The sequence below is a fragment of the Maridesulfovibrio bastinii DSM 16055 genome (assembly GCF_000429985.1).
Taxonomy (GTDB): domain Bacteria; phylum Desulfobacterota; class Desulfovibrionia; order Desulfovibrionales; family Desulfovibrionaceae; genus Maridesulfovibrio; species Maridesulfovibrio bastinii.
The window spans coordinates 83,221-100,906 of sequence record NZ_KE387016.1 but is presented as its reverse complement, the minus strand read 5'-3'; the positions used below and the strand labels follow the sequence as shown (position 1 = coordinate 100,906).

The following is a 17,686-nucleotide window of genomic DNA, read 5'->3' as shown; positions in this document are numbered from 1 at the left end:
ACATCTTCATTTTCAGTAAAATTATGTTCAAGCCAGTGTATAAGTATAATAAAAATTATACATATATACCAATACAACAGCTAAATAATAAAAGATAGTATATGTCAGGACTTTTAAAAAAAGCGTATTATAAATCAGCAACTGATATTTCCGCTCAGCCCCCTCTCTTTTAAAACAACTTCCGCTAGAGCATTCACGACACAGGCAGCCATAGCAGACCCGCCTTTCCTACCTTCAACTGAAATGTATGGAATTTTACTCTGCATAAGTAATAACTTTTTAGATTCAGCAGCATTAACAAAACCTACCGGCATGCCAATGACAAGAGAAGGTGAAAAATGTGGATCATCTTTAATTCTTTCTACAAGTCTTATCAGAGCAGTTGGTGCATTTCCGATTACATAAATTGCCGGAGTATTACTGGCGGCAGCCAGATCCAATGCGGCGACCGCTCTGGTTATCGATTCTCTTTGAGCCCTCTTTATCACATCAGGATCATTCATAAAGCATGCAACACTGCAATTCAAAGGAGTCATTCTGCGCATGGGGATACCGCACCGGGCCATCTCTGTATCCGTAACCACAGAACAACCATTTCTAAGAGCATTTAAGCCGGCGGAAACAGCTTCAGGATGAAATCTCACGAGATCAACCAGCTCAAAATCAGCTGTTGTGTGGATCATCCGTCTGACAATCTGCCATTCAATACCGGAAAAAGGTTTGGGATCAGGGACCTCAGAATCAATAATTTCAAAAGATTTTTTTTCTATATCTGAAGGTTTTACAACTCTTAACAACTCAACACCATCAGTCATTCCTTATCCCCTTAACTATATCTATGGAAGCCGAGGCACCAATACGGCTGGCGCCAGCTTCTATCAGGGCTATTGCCTGTTTATAGGTTTTAATACCGCCACTTGCTTTGACACCGATATCAGGACCGACTGTCTCACGCATAAGTTTTATATCCGAAACCTCTGCTTTGCCGGGACCAAATCCGGTACAGGTTTTAACATAAGAAGCTCCGGCAGTAACGGCAAGTTTGCACGCTGTTTTCTTTTCTTCATCAGTTAGACAGCCTGTTTCGATAATGGCTTTTACCGGAACACTTCCCGCACCCTGAACCGTTAAAAAAATATCCTTCAAAAAAAGGTTGAGATCACCTTCCTTCAATGCACCGATATTTACAACCATATCAAGCTCATCAGCTCCATTTTCCACGGCACGCATGGCTTCGACCATTTTTACCTCGGTCTGAGAACTGCCAAGAGGAAAACCGATGACTGAGCAAACTCCAATATTTTCATTACCTAAAATTTTAGCAGCTTGTTTGACGTGACATGGATTAACACAGACTGTGGCAAAACCGAATTTAACCGCTTCGTCACAAATTCTTGAAATGTCTTCAGCTGTCGCAGTTTGTTTAAGAAAAGTATGATCCATGTAAGATGAAAGATCTTTAATAATTTCCATGAAACACCTCAAACGTTGGCTAAAGGTTATTGAAGAGATGTAAATTCCACTTCATACCACATTATTACACGAAAAAATTTGAGTCAAAAGAATCCGTAAAAATGATAAATAAAATTTATTAAAATATTTTTACACAAAAAAGCAGGATTCAACAGGCAATAAGCCTGTTGAATCCTGCAATCTGAAAATTGTATTTTAATTCAGATACAATTTTTTTTATAATTTTCCGCCAGCAACCTCTTATCTGTCTCTGGCCTGATATCGTGCAAGATGTTTTTCCATTCTACGGCTGGTCATTGTGAGAGCATAACAAACTATAAAATAAAGAACTGCAATCGTTATAAAAATTTCCGTAGGCGAAGACAAAGTTCTATTATTTACCTGTGTTGCAGTACGCGTAAGTTCATTAACACCGATGATATAAGCCAGAGATGTATCTTTTGTAAGTGATACGAACTGATTGACGAATGAAGGGATCATATTTCTCAAAGCCTGCGGTAAAATGACATAACGCATGGCCTGATAATGTGACAGACCGGAACCGCGGGCAGCTTCCATCTGACCTTTAGGAAGAGCTACAACACCTGCCTTAACAATTTCAGCAATGTAAGCTCCTGTAAAGATAATAAAAGCTATAAGCGCACAGTTGAATTCAGGTAAAGATTCGCCAAGAACAACCGGAGCCAGAAAATAAAACCAGAAGATAAGCATAAGGAGAGGAACACCCCTTATGACTTCAATATAAATAACAGCAACAGCCTTGGTGAGCTTATTGCGTGAAAGTCTCATAAGACCTGCGGCAAGTCCTATCCAGAACGCTCCGAAAATACCGAGAACCGCCAGAATAATACTGGCGGCAAGTCCCCCGATAGGGCCGTTGGGAAAAGCTCCCCAAAGAAAGTAATCAAAGTTATTCCAAACTACATCCCATTGCACGGAAGTCCACTCCTAGTATTTTATTTGCAGCAAGAAATGCTTATTGTACATATTGATGCAGAACGAAGTCACAAGGGATATGATCAGATAGATAACTGTTGCGACTGTAAATGCTTCAAAACCGTGGAACGTATATGACTCGATCTGACGGGCCATATAGGTCAGCTCCATAACTCCGATAGTCATTACAAGTGAGGAGTTTTTAATCAGGTTGAGAGATTGGGAAATAAGCGGAGGAATGATAATTCTAAAAGCCTGTGGAAGAATTACATACCAGTAAGCCTGCATAAAACTTAGACCGGTTGCCCTTGATGCTTCCAATTGGTTTTTAGGTATGGAATAGATACCGGCCCTGATCTCTTCTGCAAAAAAGGCAGAAGAATAAACAGTAAGCGAGATTACGCCTGCAGCAAATTCAAAGTCATGATCATACAGCCATGTATTCACGAAATCTGGTAAAACCGAGTATGAACCGAAATACCAGAAGAAAATCTGGACAAGTAAAGGGGTATTACGGAAAAACTCGATATAAGCAAAGCTCAGCCATTCAAGCGGCTTGGCCTTTGACATGCGCATTACAGCTACTAGAGTTCCCAAAATAAGAGCGAGAACAATAGAAATAGCAGAAATTTTTAAGGTAAGGATGACTCCGTCTACAATCCAGTCAGCATACTTTCCTGACAGAACCAAATCCCAATTAAACTGATAATTCAAGGCTTCAACCCGCTTTTTTCAGGGGTAACTCCTCTTAAAAAAGAGGAGTTACCCTTTTCAATTCAATATACTGAAAACAACTTCGGACTCAGGACCTAGGGCCACAATTCCATCTTCCAGGTAAGGGGAAGATTGTATTTGGTGTCAGCTCCGAACCATTTATTGTAAGTTTTTACATACTCACCGGAACGCCACATATCCATGAGAGCAATATTGATTGCGTCACGAAGATTTGATTCATTTTCAGGCAGTCCGATTCCGTAAGGTTCAGGAGAAATAAAATCACCTACGATTTCCCACTGATCAGGATTGGGGTCGGAGTTTTTAAGTCCGAGGAGGATAGTTGAATCTGTGGTAACAGCTTTAACCTTACCCTGCTTGAGAGCGAGGAAAGACTGGGGATAACCTTCAAAGGAGAGGACCCTGCAGTTAGGCTGTGAAGCAAGAATATTCTGTTCAGAAGTTGAACCTTTTGCTGTTCCGACTTTTTTACCATCGAGATCAGCTACAGATTTAATTCCGGAATCTTTTTTAACAAGAATTTTCTGACCGTCCATGAAGTAGGTAATGGAAAAGTCAATAGTTTCATCACGAGCGATTTTATGAGTCATAGAAGCAGCTGCGATATCAATGGAACCCTGAGCAACCATAGGAATACGAGTTGCGGAGGTTACAGGTTTGAAATCGGCCTTAACACCCAGTTTGCCTGCGATGTATTTGCATACATCAATATCAAAACCAACAAGCTCATTAGTCTTCTCATCAACAAAACCAAATGGAACAACCGCATCCTTAACACCGCAGATCAAAACTCCGCGATCCTTGATATCCTGCAACCGGTCGGCAAAAGACATTGAAGCGCAAAGCACAAATGCCAAAACCAGTGCAACCATCATTGATAATTTTCTCATCAAATCCTCCTGCTCATTTAGTGGTTTATTTAAAGCCGAAAAATCAGCTATAAAATTTCATTTAGGAACTTTTTAGTTCGTTCACTCTTAGGATTTTTGAAAAATTCTTCAGGAGATGACTGCTCAACAACTTCACCGGCATCCATAAAAATAACCCGGTCCGCAACTTCTCTTGCAAATCCCATTTCATGGGTTACGCAAAGCATGGTCATTCCTTCACGCGCAAGGTCCTTCATTACGTTAAGAACCTCATTAATCATTTCAGGATCAAGGGCTGATGTAGGCTCATCAAAAAGCATTGCTTTAGGTTTCATAGCAAGAGCCCTTGCAATAGCAACCCTCTGCTGCTGTCCGCCTGATAATTCTGCAGGATACTTATGTGCCTGATCGTGTATGCCTACCCGTTCCAGAAGATACAAAGCGGTCTCTTCCGCTTCGGCTCTAGGAACATTTTTAACCTTTGTAGGTGCCAAAGTAACATTTTTGAGCACGGTAAGATGAGGATACAGATTGAACTGCTGAAAAACGATACCGATTTCAGCCCGTAAATCGTTAATGTTCATACTGGGATCAAGTATGTCTTTACCATTAAACAGGATTTCACCTTTCTGATATCCTTCCAATCTGTTGATACAACGGATAAAAGTACTCTTACCTGATCCGCTCGGACCACAGATAACAAGCACTTCACCCTTATCAACATGGTCATTCAGACCTTTAAGAACATGAAAATCGCCATACCATTTATGAAGATTTTTAATTTCGATCATCGGCATATTAGCAAACTCCAACTCAATACCCTGATGCGGATTACGGGCAATAGCGTCCTGCCTATAAATATCATTAAATAATTAACCAAAAGCAGAGCTGTTTTTAGGATTTTAGACCAAATACATAAAAAGATATCTTTTCATAGCCAAAAAACTGAAAAAGTCAAGAATAACAAGGAATTTTCCAATTTTGTTCAATTAATGAAAACATTTTAATGAAAACGTAAAATTACAGGTTTTTAAAATCTGCATATAAAACAATCACACTACTCTTGTATCATAAATAAAGGCGAATAAAAAAATCTATTTAAATTTTAAAATTTTAATTTGGCATTAGATATCAGGCCCAGAGACTGTCTTTCAAAAATTGCACAATACTCTTTTTAAAGCATTAGACGGTAATAGTGCCCAGCATAACTAAATTACCTTTGTTTAAATAGAATTTCTAGCTAAACAAGAATAAAACAATTATGTAAAAAAAGCCGGAACCCTTGCGGGTCCCGGCAGCAATACTATTAAAAACAATTAAATTTATGATCTAATCGTCTGTAAGTACGGCAATGGCAAAAGCTCTAGGGCCACTATGTATGCCAATTGCCGGAGAAGCTTCGGATATAAATTCCGGAGAAGCACCAAATTCTTTATGGAGAACTTTGGAAAAATCGGCAGCAACTTCAGGAGCTGCGGCATGTGCTACTGCATAGCGCAGATTGGCATGCCCATAAACACGTTCACGAACCAGATTTATCAAAGTTCTCTTTTGCCTTTCACGGCCGATAACTTTGGCTACTGTAGAAACGCGTCCTTCATGATCAAAAGTTATGATTGGCTTTATGTTTAAGATTTTAGCGGCAAGCCCCTGTCCTTTGCTCATTCTGCCGCCTTTGACAACATACTCCAGAGTATCCAAGGCAACATATATAGTTACATTTTCTGCGGCTTTTTTAGCAACACGGGCAACTTCCGCCATGGACAATCCTTTTTTAGCAGCCTTTGCAGCTTCTAAAACAATCAGCCCTAAAGCGACAGTAACATTTGCTCCGTCCACAATCTCAATATTTTCAACTCCGCTTACAGCTGTCTGGGCGGCCCGGCATGTCCCACTAAGAGCTCCGGCAATATGCACGGAAACAACGCTGTCATAGTCTGAGGCAACGCTTGAATAAACGCGCTTCATGTCACCGGGAACTGGCTGAGATGTCAGAGCCTTATCAGAAGTAACAAGCTTTTCGTAAAATTCTCCTGAAGTGATATCAACCTGATCGATATATTCTTTATCATCAAGAGTCAGTCTCAGGGGAGCAATACGAATATCATATTCATCAAGAATTTCTTTTGGAAGGTCGCAGGTGCTGTCGCTGACAATACCTACAGTTCTGGTATCAGCAAGAATTCTTCTGTGCTGAACAAGCATGTCGTCAACTTTTTTCTTATCGATACGGCCATAAGAAGAAAGAATCTCACCAACTTTGTCCGGTTCATTGGTATGTATATGCACTTTAACACATTCAGGAAGCCCGGCGACAATTAAACTGTCCCCCATTCCTGAAACGGCCTTACGGATAGCCTTACGGTCGATATCCTGTCCTTTAAGAAGATACTCTGTGCAGAATCTGAATTCGAGGCTGTCCACAGCAACTCTGGCCTGTGCAACCCCCATGGGTTCAGCTTTACCAAAAATATCAATATTCTTCTTGGCTATTTTTCCATTTTCAAGAAAATCAACAATACCTTCAAGGAGATAAACAAAACCAAGCGCCCCGGCATCAACAACTCCGGCCGCCTTAAGGTCAGCCAGCTTCTCTGTTGTTGATTTCACCGACCCTCTGGCATGCTCAAGTGAATCATATAATAACTCGGGAAAATCCTGATAACTTTTACAGTTGTCTTTAAGATGTGAAGCCCACTCTTTAATGACACTGAGGATTGTTCCTTCTCTGGGATCGGAAATAGCTTCGGTTGAACGCTTGGCAGCAAGGCTTGCTGCTGAAGCAAAATCTTCCATTGATATTTTACGCAGATTTTTTACACCCTCTGCAAAGCCGCACAAAAACTGGGCTAAAATAGCTCCGGAATTTCCACGAGCTCCATCAAGAGCGGATTCTGCTATTATTGCACTCATTTTTTCTATGGAACGTTCAAGAGAGTCTCCGGTGCTGTGAACAATATTTTTCATTGTTCCAGCCATATTTGCTCCGGTATCTCCATCAGGAACAGGAAAGACATTAATCGAATCAAGATGCGGCGAATTCTCAATCAGCCTTCCAGCTGCTGCCACAACCACCCGTTTAAATCTAACCCCGTCAAGATAACTGATTCTTGAAGAATTTAAGCTTTCCATTTTTATTTTTGTCCAATTGAATTTGTTCTAGGAGTTTTAAACAATTTTATGCGGTCATGGCCCCTCGTATCCAAATGACCGGCATGTAAAGCATCACTTCCGAACAATCCGTACCGAACGCAGAAGTCATCATATTGAAATATATGACTATTAAAAACATCCGCACCGAAAGTCCATTCTAGTAAAATTACATCCATGTTACAAATCCACAAATAAATGCACATAAAAGAACATAAACGCAAGAAAATTAATAGGCTAATTTTATTTTTTAATGTTACAAATGCAGGCAAAAAAAATAGAACTTCGGCCTTTTAAAAAAAAATATTATGATATATTCAAAATAACTATATCGACTTATTTTATTAAAAGGATCATAAAATGTACCCTAAAAGTCAGTTGAAAATAATCTTAATGAAACGGAACATCTCACTTTACCTTCTTTTGCTGACAGCATTAGTAATGGCCTTTATTACAGGATGTTCAAATAAACCCGAAACCTCATCCCAAAGACCGCCAGCCCCTGTCACTATTGCGAAAGCTTTAAAAAAATATACTCCCTATTATCTGACAGCAATAGGGACTGTCCAACCTGTTGACTCCATAACAGTGCGTTCACGAATTACCGGATATCTCAGTAAAGTTTATATCAGCAATGGAGATATAGTTGAAAAAGGGGAGCATCTATTTACAATTGACCCTACGGAATATGAAGCAGGCATCAGACAGTTAAAGGCTGAACTGACTTCAGATATAACAAAATATGAAAAAGCCCTGCGAGATTATAAGCGATACAAAGATCTGGTAAGAAGAAAAGTAGTCAGCGAAGACCAGTATGAACAAAAAAGACTGGACATGAATACTGCCAGAGACAGCATTGCCGTAACAAGAGCAAAACTAAAAAATGCCGAAAATGATTTAAACTACTGCTTTATAAAATCTCCGCTCAACGGTTTATGCGGTTATGTCTACCAGACAACGGGAAATCTCATCGAAGAAAATAAAGACAGACTGGTCGTAATAAACAGAATTTCTCCCATTGCCGTAAACTTCTATCTGCCACAAAAATATTTAGGAAAAGTTCAAAAATATTCACACAATTCAACCCTAGAAGTTCTGGCCATTTCCGAAGGTGAAGACCTTCCTGAAACCGGAAAACTGACATTTATTGATAATATGGTTGACGAAGAAACCGGAACAATCTGGATGCAGGCAACCTTTCAAAACAAAAACAGAAAGCTGTGGCCCGGTAACTATGTAAATATAAGGCTTAAATTATATGGGACTGAAGCAGTCCAGATACCTATGGAAGCATCCTGCAAAGGGCCAGAAGGAGACTTTGTCTGGGTGGCTCTTAAAAACGGGACCGTTGCACAACAACCGGTCATAATTGAACGCAGATCAGGCAAAATTGATATTATAAGCAAAGGATTAAGCGGTGGAGAGACAATAGTCACTGACGGCCAGCTGAGACTTTATCACGGAGCTTCATACAGAGTTCATGCATCCCAGAATGACAAGGCCGGTAATCAATGAATATAACTGAAAGATTTATCCGCCGTCCGGTGATGACCTCTCTTCTGGTTATTGCCATGCTTTTTTTTGGAATTATGGGATATTTCAAACTTCCGGTAAGTTACCTGCCTGATGTAGAATTCCCGACACTTCTGGTCACAGCCTCACTACCGGGGGCAAGCCCATCTACAATGGCTTCATCGGTAGCCACTCCGCTGGAAAAAGAATTTACGTCTATTCCCGGTCTGCGCAGCATGAGTTCTGTCAATTCTCTGGGATCAACACAAGTCACTCTGCAATTTGATCTTGACCGTGATATTGACGGAGCGTCTTCAGACACACAGGCCGCTATTTCAAGAGCAAGCGGCAACCTGCCTTCAGATCTTCCTCAGCCTCCGTATTATGAAAAAGTCAATCCGGCTGATGATCCGGTGCTTTATATGGCGCTCTGGTCTGATTCCATGCCTATTTATAAAGTGAATGAATATGCCACGACATTTCTGACGGATACCATCTCCATGGTTAACGGAGTTTCAAAAGTTCAGGTATACGGAGAAGCAAAACTTGCAGTCAGGGTCAGAGTGAACCCGGAAACGCTTGCTGCAAGAGGAATTGATATTGATACTATTCGAAAAGCTCTTGCCGGACAGAACGTCAAAGAGCCTGTGGGTACACTGGATAACAGTCTGGAATCAATGACCGTTGAATCAACCGGACAGTTGAAATCAGCTGAAGAATATCTGCCCATGATTTTTAAATCTGAAGATGGCAGAACAATCAGGCTTTCAGACGTTGGAACGGTAATAAACTCTCAGAAATCAGACAAATCCGGTTCATGGATTGACGGTAAAAGGGCAATCATTCTTGCCATCAAAAAACAACCCGGCTCAAATACCATATCATTATGTAAAAAAATTATAGATATGCTGCCGACCATACGTAAACAGATACCGGCAAGTATAAATATGAAAGTCCTGTATGACCGCTCAACACCAATTTCCGCAGCGGTTTACGACGTTCAGGAAACTCTTTTGCTGGCTATCATTTTTGTGGTCAGTGTAATTTTTATTTTTCTTAAAAATATATCGGCAACTCTTATTGCCTCTATTGCCATTCCCGTATCAATTGTCTTCACCTTCGCCATGATGTTTATGCTCGGATACTCACTCGACACGCTTTCGCTGCTGGCTTTGACTTTGTCAGTGGGATTTGTAGTTGATGATGCGGTTGTAATGATTGAAAACATCGTAAGACATCTTGAAATGGGGAAAAAACCTTTTCAGGCAGCACTTGACGGGTCAAGACAGATAACCTTCACAATTATATCCATGACTCTTTCTCTTGCTGTCGTTTTCATTCCTCTAATGTATATGAGCGGGATTATAGGCAGAATTCTTCATGAATTTGCCATGACTATCACGGTGGCAATTATCGCTTCGGGAATAATATCACTGACAATGACAGCCATGCTTGCCAGCAGAATGCTTAAACCAGGAAGTAAGCTTTCAGAATCAGACCCGTTTTTTGACTTTATTTTAAGACAATATGACAAGTCGCTTCATTTTGTCATGCGTCACCGTGGAATGACAATGCTTGCGGCGGGATTGATACTTGTAGCAACAATACATTTTTTCATTATCATTCCCAAAGGATTCCTTCCTACCGATGATATGAGCTATTGTCAGGGTTTTGCTCAGGCCAGACAGGGAATTTCATACGAATCAATGAAAGACCATATCAAAGCCCTTGAACCGATCCTTGCTGAAGATGAAAATATCAGAACATTTGTCACTGTCGCAGGCATTCCCAACCTGAATCAGGGATATCTTTTCCCGATGCTTGTCCCTCCTGATGAAAGGGAAATGACTGCTGATGAAGTTTCAAGATCGCTCATGATGAAGCTGAATAACTATCCGGGAATAATGTGCTGGATTCAAAATCCACCGATGATCAGGCTAACCGCAAAATCAACAAAAAACCTTTATCAATACACAATTCAAGCTCCTGACCAGTATGAACTCTTCTCGGTAGCCCCTAAATTTGAAGCGTCCCTGCACAGCGTTCCATTCCTTACAGGAATAAATTCAGATTTAATGAGCAGCAACCCGGAATTCTGGATAAAAATAGACAGAGATAAAGCTTCATATTACGGCGTCACGGCGCACGATATTGAGAATACTCTCAACTCCGCCTACTCCGAAAGAAAAGTGTCCACAATCTATGGAGATACCGACCAGTACTGGGTAATATTAGAGGTTCTTCCTTTCCACAAACGTGATCCAAGAAATCTGATGAGCCTGTATATACCGAATAAGAATGGAAAACTTATCCGTCTGGATACAATCGCCTCTTTTGAAGAAAAACCGGGCCCGATGCAGGTCAACCATACAGGCATGCTCCCTTCGGTAACATACTCCTTTAATATTGCTCCGGGGTTTTCTTTAAGTGATGCCACAACAGCAATAAACAAACTGGCGGAAGAAGAACTTCCTGATACGGTTGTTTCAAGTTTTGAAGGAACGGCTGACGAATTTCAGAAATCAATGGGGAGTGTGTATTTCCTGCTGATAGTCGCAGTTTTTATTATCTTCATGATTTTAGGCATATTGTATGAAAGCTATATACATCCCATAACCATAATTTCAGGACTCCCCTCTGCGGCAATAGGCGGTCTGATAACCCTTACAGTTTTCGGCAAAGATCTCGATCTGTTCGGGATAGTTGGCATAATCATGCTCATAGGTATAGTTAAGAAAAACGCTATCATGGTTGTAGATTTTGCTTTGGAAGCAGAAAAAGAAGGAAACCTCAGCCCTTCTGAAGCGGCTATACACGGATCGCTTGAAAGATTTAGGCCGATCATGATGACAACCATCGCGGCAATTGCAGGAGCAATGCCCATTGCGCTCGGATTAGGAGCCGGAGCACAGGCAAGACAGCCCATGGGACTGGCGATTGTCGGCGGACTGATTTTATCGCAGATTGTAACCCTTTATCTGACCCCTGTTTTTTATACTTATATGGACTCACTACAGTCATGGATCAGGAAAAAAGGTCAGGCTAAAAGAGAACTTATGGGAATCCCGGAAGAATGACATCCACAGCGAGTCCAGTAGAGATATCAAATCAGGCTGGCAGCGACATCGAATCATGAAGGACGGATAATTCCTTTTGAAGACCGGCCGTCAATTTTTACGATTAGATTTTTTTCGACTCTCACATGTGTAACATATTGAGTCTGATCAACCACATACGCGGAAGTAAGCCAATCCCAGTCTATCATGTTGCCTTCACTCTCAAGGACCATCATATAGTTTATTCCGAGAGTCGTTATATTATGGAAAAAGTGGGAACCCTGTGAGGGTTCAACTCTCAAACTTTCACTGGCAACCTCGACAATAACTGAAACAGCTGAAATGTCATTCCATTCAACCGGTACCCCAAGCCACGGATCAGCTGATCCCCAGCGACCGGGACCAATTAAAATATATTTCCGGTCTGCTTTAAAAAGTCTGCTGTTTATAGCGGATATGTCACGGGCAATTTCTCTGGTTGCTGAAACTTCAAAATTTTCCATCCGCACAAAGACAATATCATAAATATCCTGCTTAACGGCATTGCCAAGTGAATGAGAAGAGACACAGACAGCTTTGTTTATATCTTCTGCAGATATTGTAATTTTACCCAGATCAGCTCTTGCACTCATAGGGCGAAGCTGCAACAGAGTCATAACCGGCTTTGCATCCTCAAACATATTAACACTGAACTCGATTTCAACAGGACCGCCCATTCCTTTTTCCGCAATACTAAGAATATCTTTTAAAACATTTGCCAGAGGAATTACTTTGTGAACAAGGACGGGAGCAAAAAGCATAATTTTAGGTCCCGGCAAGGAAGCAGTATCCCGGATACGCCCTTCTTCCGCTATATATGTTGAGGCTAGTTTTCTAACCGGAAGAGTTTCGGTAAAATCTGCAATATCCAATTGTTCAAGATTACTCCCGGTATGAATTTTTACTTTTTCACTCCCGGACATTTTAAGAGCGTAAAATCTGGTCTGAGTATTTCTGATTGAATCCTCTACAGTTGGACATTGTGGTAGAATTTTAGGTAGCCCCGGAGAAAAGCGCAGGCACTGTTCACCATCCACCACAGACTTTCCTATCCCCATAGCAATGGAAGCAACCCCATGTTCCGGTTTCATCCTCCCGAAAGGATAGTAATTGTAAGACTGTCCTACGCCCGAAAAAGCCGGGAAATAATAATCCTTATATTGCTGCCCGCAAAGTTGTTGAACAACCACTCCCATTTTCTCTTCATCGGTCCTCTGGTTGACCCTGCGGGAAAAAGATTTTGGAGCATTAAAAAAAGTCGAGGCCCAGACCATTTTAACCGCCTCAACAAGCTGCCCCAACCGGACTTCAAGGTCAGGATGGTCATTGGGAATCATGTAGGTACTGTATAATCCGGCATAGGCCTGATATTGGGCATCTTCCAATAAACTCGAAGACCTAACGGACAAAGGATAATGAATTTCATGCAGATATGCCCACAGCTGAGCCTCTATCCATCCGGGAAAAATAGCCTCCTCAACAACATCTAAAACTTCAGCATCTGTTAAATCCGTTTTGGCTAAAAACTTCAGCCCGTTCATGTCGATGAAATCATCGAAGCCGGAAGTAGCTATGGTTAAAGTCTTTGGTGCGGTAATCCGGATATCCGTATATTTTTCATGCACCCAGCTGTTACGCTCAAGCAGGGAACCTATAAACGCAAGTCCACGGGCTTTTCCACCAATTGACCCGGAACCTATTTTCAAAAAATCAGTCTCAGGATCAAAGTCTCTGGGATTAAATGAGACAATCACCCCCTGCTGGCGTTGCATGCGCCTGTTTCTGATTAATGAAATGATATGTTCACGATGGGTTTCAGGATCAGAGAAATCGTAATCACGCAGCGGCCTGACCTGATTTGCGAGTTCTATCTCTGTTCTGGCGTAGAACCATCTTGAAAAATCATTATTTCGGCAGTGATCCAAGAAAACATCATCCTCTATACTGCCAAGCATTTTTTCAAGGGAATAAAGGCTACCGGCCCGCGAGATTTCCTGACCATCTGGAGTTCTGAAAATAAAATCACCGAAGCCAAGATGGTCGAGAACAAAATTTCGGACCTCAACAAGCATATCCGGTGAATTTTTGTCAACAAAATAGGCATTGACCGTTCTGGCCTTTTCCATATTTTCAGGTTCATTACTGGCTAATAACAAAGGTATATCAGAGCGGTCTGAATTGACTTTTTCCAGAAGCTCCAACCCGGCATTTTCATTTAAAACCCCATTTTTAGGAAAGCGCACATCAGATATAATACCCAAAACATAGGACTCATATTCATGATAAATTTTAAGCGCTTCTTCATACGTTCCGGCAGTTAGAATTTTGGGCCGTGCACGCATGGTCAATAAGCGGTGTTCCGCGTTCAGCCCTTCTTCCAGTACGGCTTGTGTCTGCCGCACCAGCTCTTTGTATAAAATAGGCAGAAAAGATGACAGATAGCGTGCTGAATCCTCCACAACAATAATAACTCGAATCCCTACTTTTGCAGTGTCATGCCTTACATTAAGGGCATCTTCGAGATTCTTTACCAAAGCCACAAGCAGTTCAGCATCACCGGACCAGATAAAAATATTATCAAGTCCTTCAGGCATACCCTCTCCGGGATTTCTAAGTTCCCTGTGCGAAAGCAGAACCACGGGAATATCTGGAATCTTAGCCTTAATAATTTTACCGGTTTCAGCAGCTTCAATCCGGTACTGATGAGGCATAATTATGACCAGTTCAAAATTTTGAGAGTCAAGCATCGCCATAGCTTCATCTACAGATGAAACCCATGTTAACCGTGGCGGGCTGCTCAGATTAAGCCCTCTGTACTCGCTCACAATTCGCTCTGAAATTTTGCAGTCCTCTTCCATTACCCAGGCATCATAAGGGCTGGAGATCAACAAAATATTCATGACCTTAATCTGCATCAGGTCATGATAGAGGCTGAATTTTCTTTCTTCCGTGGAGCTCAAGTCACCTTCTTCCATAATATCGATCACATCTTTTGAATCTTCGTCATAATGTATTAAAAATCATTCATAACCCCAAAAACAGCACCAGACCGGGACTCCTTAAACCAAAACTATACCAGCCCCTGATCAAGCATCGCCTGAGCCACTTTTACAAATCCAGCTATGTTTGCACCGTTCACGTAGTTAAATGGAGTTCCATAATATTCAGCTGTATCAAGGCAGGTTTTATGAATATTTTTCATTATCATCTTTAATCGGCTATCCACTTCCTCAGCAGGCCATCCCAGCCGCATACTGTTCTGACTCATTTCCAGACCGGAAACAGAAACCCCGCCGGCATTAGCAGCTTTGGCAGGACCGTATAGAATCCCGCTATCAAAGAAAATATTCATTCCTTCAGGGGTAGTCGGCATGTTCGCCCCTTCCGAAACAACTAGAATACCGTTTTTAACAAGGTTTCCGGCATCAATTCCGTTAATTTCATTCTGGGTGGCACTGGGAAAAGCGCAATGTGCCGCATGATCCCATAACGGATTATATTTTAGATCAGGGTCAACCGGAGTATAAACAGCTTCAGAATATTTTTCAGCGTATTCACGCACCCTTCCCCGACGGATATTTTTAAGTTCCATCAGAAAATCAAGCTTTTCTCGATCAACACCTTTCTCATCATAAATATAACCGTTTGAATCAGAAAAAGTCACCGGGATTCCACCCAGCTCAATTAATTTTTCCATAGTATACTGGGCGACATTTCCTGATCCTGAAATCAGACATCTCCTGCCTTCAAGAGTCTCTCCGCGGGCATTAAGCATCTCAGCAGCAAAATATACTGAGCCATATCCGGTAGCTTCAGGACGTATGAGGCTTCCTCCCCAGTTCAAACCTTTACCAGTTAGGACTCCTGTAAATTCGTTACTAATTTTTTTATACATGCCAAAAAGATAACCAATCTCTCGCGCTCCAACACCGATGTCTCCGGCCGGAACATCTGTATTCGGGCCGATATGCCTTGCAAGCTCAAGCATAAAACTCTGGCAAAAACGCTGAACCTCTTCATTACTCTTACCCTTTGGATCAAAATCAGCTCCCCCCTTTCCGCCTCCCATAGGAAGAGTTGTGAGCGCGTTCTTAAAAACCTGCTCAAAAGCAAGGAATTTTAAAATTCCCAGATTCACGGAAGGATGAAATCTTAGCCCTCCTTTATAAGGACCAATGGCACTGTTCATTTCAATTCTGAATCCACGATTAACATGAATATCGCCGCCATCATCCATCCATGGAACTCTGAACATGATCACTCGTTCCGGCTCCACTATTCTTTCAAGGATATTGGCGCTTCTAAATTCAGGATGCATTTCAAGAACAGGTTTGATTGATTCAACAACCTCAAAAACAGCCTGATGAAATTCAGTTTCGTTCGGATCTCTATTCTTGATACGCTCATAAATATCCATATAGTGGGGCCTCCTGAATTTTAATTTTAAATAATACTCTGTACAGATTACTAAAAATTAATTTCTATTATTCCATTAAAAACATAAATTAGTCCATAACTCTCTCACTTGTATTAAATAATTTTGATTTTAATTTTTTATCCATAATTGTAATTAGAAAAATTTTCTTCCATATTGAATAGTTATACAGCCACTGCAAAGTAATTAAAAATTTTAAAAAATATATAAATCTGTAAACTACCAATAAAAATAGCGGAATAAAACGATAACGTCTTATTCCGCCATTTAAAGTCTTTATTAAACTTTAACTATTGAAACGTGGTGCTATTACAATTTAGGTAAAGAGCATGATTCACTGCAACATGTACCCTGCAGAAAACCGGTATATGTATAAAAAATTCTCTGGAGCCTGTTTACTTTTTCTTCCGGTACAGGATCAAATTTATAATTGGCAGCCCGTTCCAACAGGTCATTGTAATGCGGGATTGAATCCATTCCTGAAGCTATAACCTTCCTCGACTCTGTCTCTATCAGATAAGCTTCCATGGTATTTGAGATAACTACAAAAGGAACCGGTCCACCCTCAAAAAGCCAACCTGCGCATCCGGCTTCACGCTCATAACTGCCGACATCTCCGGGACAGAACATAACGAGCATAACGGGCTTGTTGTCCTTGTCATAAACAACAAGATCCATAGTTCGGCACATTTCTTCCCCATCAATAGTAAAACACAGATCAACTTTCGCCTTCAGGCTTTCTCTGGGGTACTCAAATTCTTCAACGAGAAGTTTTGCAAGAGCCTGCCTGAACTCCTCATAAGTAGTTTCATCTATATCTTCACCACTCAGGTAATCCCTGATTGTTCCACCTAAACTTGTCTCGTGCATAGCTTCCTCCGGCACTTTATAGACCTCAGTTTCACCTAATAATAAATGAAAATCAAACAAGTTGTATTTAGAGTCAGTAAAGTAAGCATTCAAAGAGGATTGGATACCGGTGGAAACAATTTTTATAGTTTGCGGTTCACAACAATGAAGATTCCAAAATTTTTTTTGAGATAAGTCCGGAAGCAAGATAATTCCTTGTCTTTGCTGACAATTCCAGAGAACCTGTTTCCTCTATTGGCAAACTGTCGTAAGCCTCCTTCAATTTAGTTTCAAAATTTTCTCTCAATAGCAAAAAAGATTCTTCTATTTCCGGAAAGCTGCCATCCTCTCTCCATGGCAAAACTAATTTTCCTTCTGCAAATGCTTTTTTATGATCAGGAGTATAAATTCGATAGACCCCACATGCTCCATCCCCTCTTTCATACTCCCCGGGCAGACAGCTGGAAAAACACGATCCCGGCGGTTCAGGAATCAGTGATTCCAGTACAACCTGATCAACAGCCAACTCTTTTTCAAAATCTTCCAATTTTATTGAATATTCCAAAACCGGCCTGAAATTGCCTCTTTTTTTGGTAAGTTTCCAATTTATAAGCATAGATCACCATCTGAAA

13 protein-coding genes are annotated in these 17,686 nt (G+C 41.0%); 2 read left to right on the top strand and 11 right to left on the bottom strand.

Translation table 11 applies throughout. The features are described from left to right. Positions 1-134 precede the first annotated feature (134 nt). The 7 genes from G496_RS0117910 to G496_RS0117880 form a co-directional block, all read right to left on the bottom strand. Positions 135-815, bottom strand: a complete 681-nt coding sequence (locus tag G496_RS0117910; RefSeq protein ID WP_027180482.1) for a precorrin-8X methylmutase — start codon at positions 813-815, stop codon at positions 135-137. Then, positions 808-1,473: a deoxyribose-phosphate aldolase gene (gene deoC, locus G496_RS0117905; protein WP_027180481.1), complete on the bottom strand. Its 666-nt coding sequence runs from the start codon at positions 1,471-1,473 to the stop codon at positions 808-810. The genes G496_RS0117910 and deoC overlap by 8 nt, the downstream gene beginning before the upstream one ends. 240 nt (positions 1,474-1,713) lie before the next feature. Beyond that, on the bottom strand, positions 1,714-2,409 hold the full coding sequence (locus G496_RS0117900; protein ID WP_027180480.1) for an amino acid ABC transporter permease: 696 nt from the start codon (positions 2,407-2,409) through the stop codon (positions 1,714-1,716). 12 nt (positions 2,410-2,421) lie between these two features. After that, on the bottom strand, positions 2,422-3,123 hold the full coding sequence (locus tag G496_RS0117895; RefSeq protein WP_027180479.1) for an amino acid ABC transporter permease: 702 nt from the start codon (positions 3,121-3,123) through the stop codon (positions 2,422-2,424). Between the two features lie 95 nt (positions 3,124-3,218). Then, a complete protein-coding gene (locus G496_RS0117890; protein WP_027180478.1) occupies positions 3,219-4,034 on the bottom strand; it encodes an ABC transporter substrate-binding protein in 816 nt (271 codons plus the stop codon). A gap of 47 nt (positions 4,035-4,081) precedes the next feature. Beyond that, complete coding sequence (locus tag G496_RS0117885; protein ID WP_027180477.1) at positions 4,082-4,810, bottom strand: amino acid ABC transporter ATP-binding protein; 729 nt, start codon at positions 4,808-4,810, stop codon at positions 4,082-4,084. A gap of 532 nt (positions 4,811-5,342) precedes the next feature. Beyond that, positions 5,343-7,145: a DegV family protein gene (locus G496_RS0117880; RefSeq protein ID WP_027180476.1), complete on the bottom strand. Its 1,803-nt coding sequence runs from the start codon at positions 7,143-7,145 to the stop codon at positions 5,343-5,345. A 378-nt stretch (positions 7,146-7,523) separates the two neighbouring features. Between G496_RS0117880 and G496_RS20265 the strand changes: the two genes are divergently transcribed. Together G496_RS20265 and G496_RS0117865 are read left to right on the top strand one after the other, a co-directional pair. After that, entirely contained in the window at positions 7,524-8,678 is a 1,155-nt protein-coding gene (locus G496_RS20265; protein ID WP_051295142.1) for an efflux RND transporter periplasmic adaptor subunit, read from the top strand. After that, positions 8,675-11,752 carry an efflux RND transporter permease subunit gene (locus G496_RS0117865; protein ID WP_027180474.1) on the top strand — a complete coding sequence of 1,026 codons (3,078 nt, stop codon included), beginning with the start codon at positions 8,675-8,677 and terminating at the stop codon, positions 11,750-11,752. The genes G496_RS20265 and G496_RS0117865 overlap by 4 nt, the downstream gene beginning before the upstream one ends. A 53-nt stretch (positions 11,753-11,805) precedes the next feature. Here the strand turns inward: G496_RS0117865 and G496_RS0117860 are convergent, their stop codons facing one another. The 4 genes from G496_RS0117860 to G496_RS0117845 all read right to left on the bottom strand — a co-directional run bounded on the left by G496_RS0117860 (position 11,806) and on the right by G496_RS0117845 (position 17,670). Continuing rightward, entirely contained in the window at positions 11,806-14,757 is a 2,952-nt protein-coding gene (locus tag G496_RS0117860; RefSeq protein ID WP_245577951.1) for a PEP/pyruvate-binding domain-containing protein, read from the bottom strand. A gap of 83 nt (positions 14,758-14,840) precedes the next feature. After that, on the bottom strand, positions 14,841-16,187 hold the full coding sequence (gdhA, locus tag G496_RS0117855; RefSeq protein WP_027180472.1) for an NADP-specific glutamate dehydrogenase: 1,347 nt from the start codon (positions 16,185-16,187) through the stop codon (positions 14,841-14,843). Positions 16,188-16,514: 327 nt separating this feature from the next. Further along, a complete protein-coding gene (locus G496_RS0117850) occupies positions 16,515-17,075 on the bottom strand; it encodes a type I restriction enzyme HsdR N-terminal domain-containing protein (protein WP_027180471.1) in 561 nt (186 codons plus the stop codon). Between the two features lie 136 nt (positions 17,076-17,211). Then, the gene (locus tag G496_RS0117845; RefSeq protein ID WP_027180470.1) at positions 17,212-17,670 is read right to left on the bottom strand and encodes a hypothetical protein; all 459 of its coding nucleotides are present in this window, start codon (positions 17,668-17,670) and stop codon (positions 17,212-17,214) included. Between the last annotated feature and the right edge of the window lie 16 nt (positions 17,671-17,686).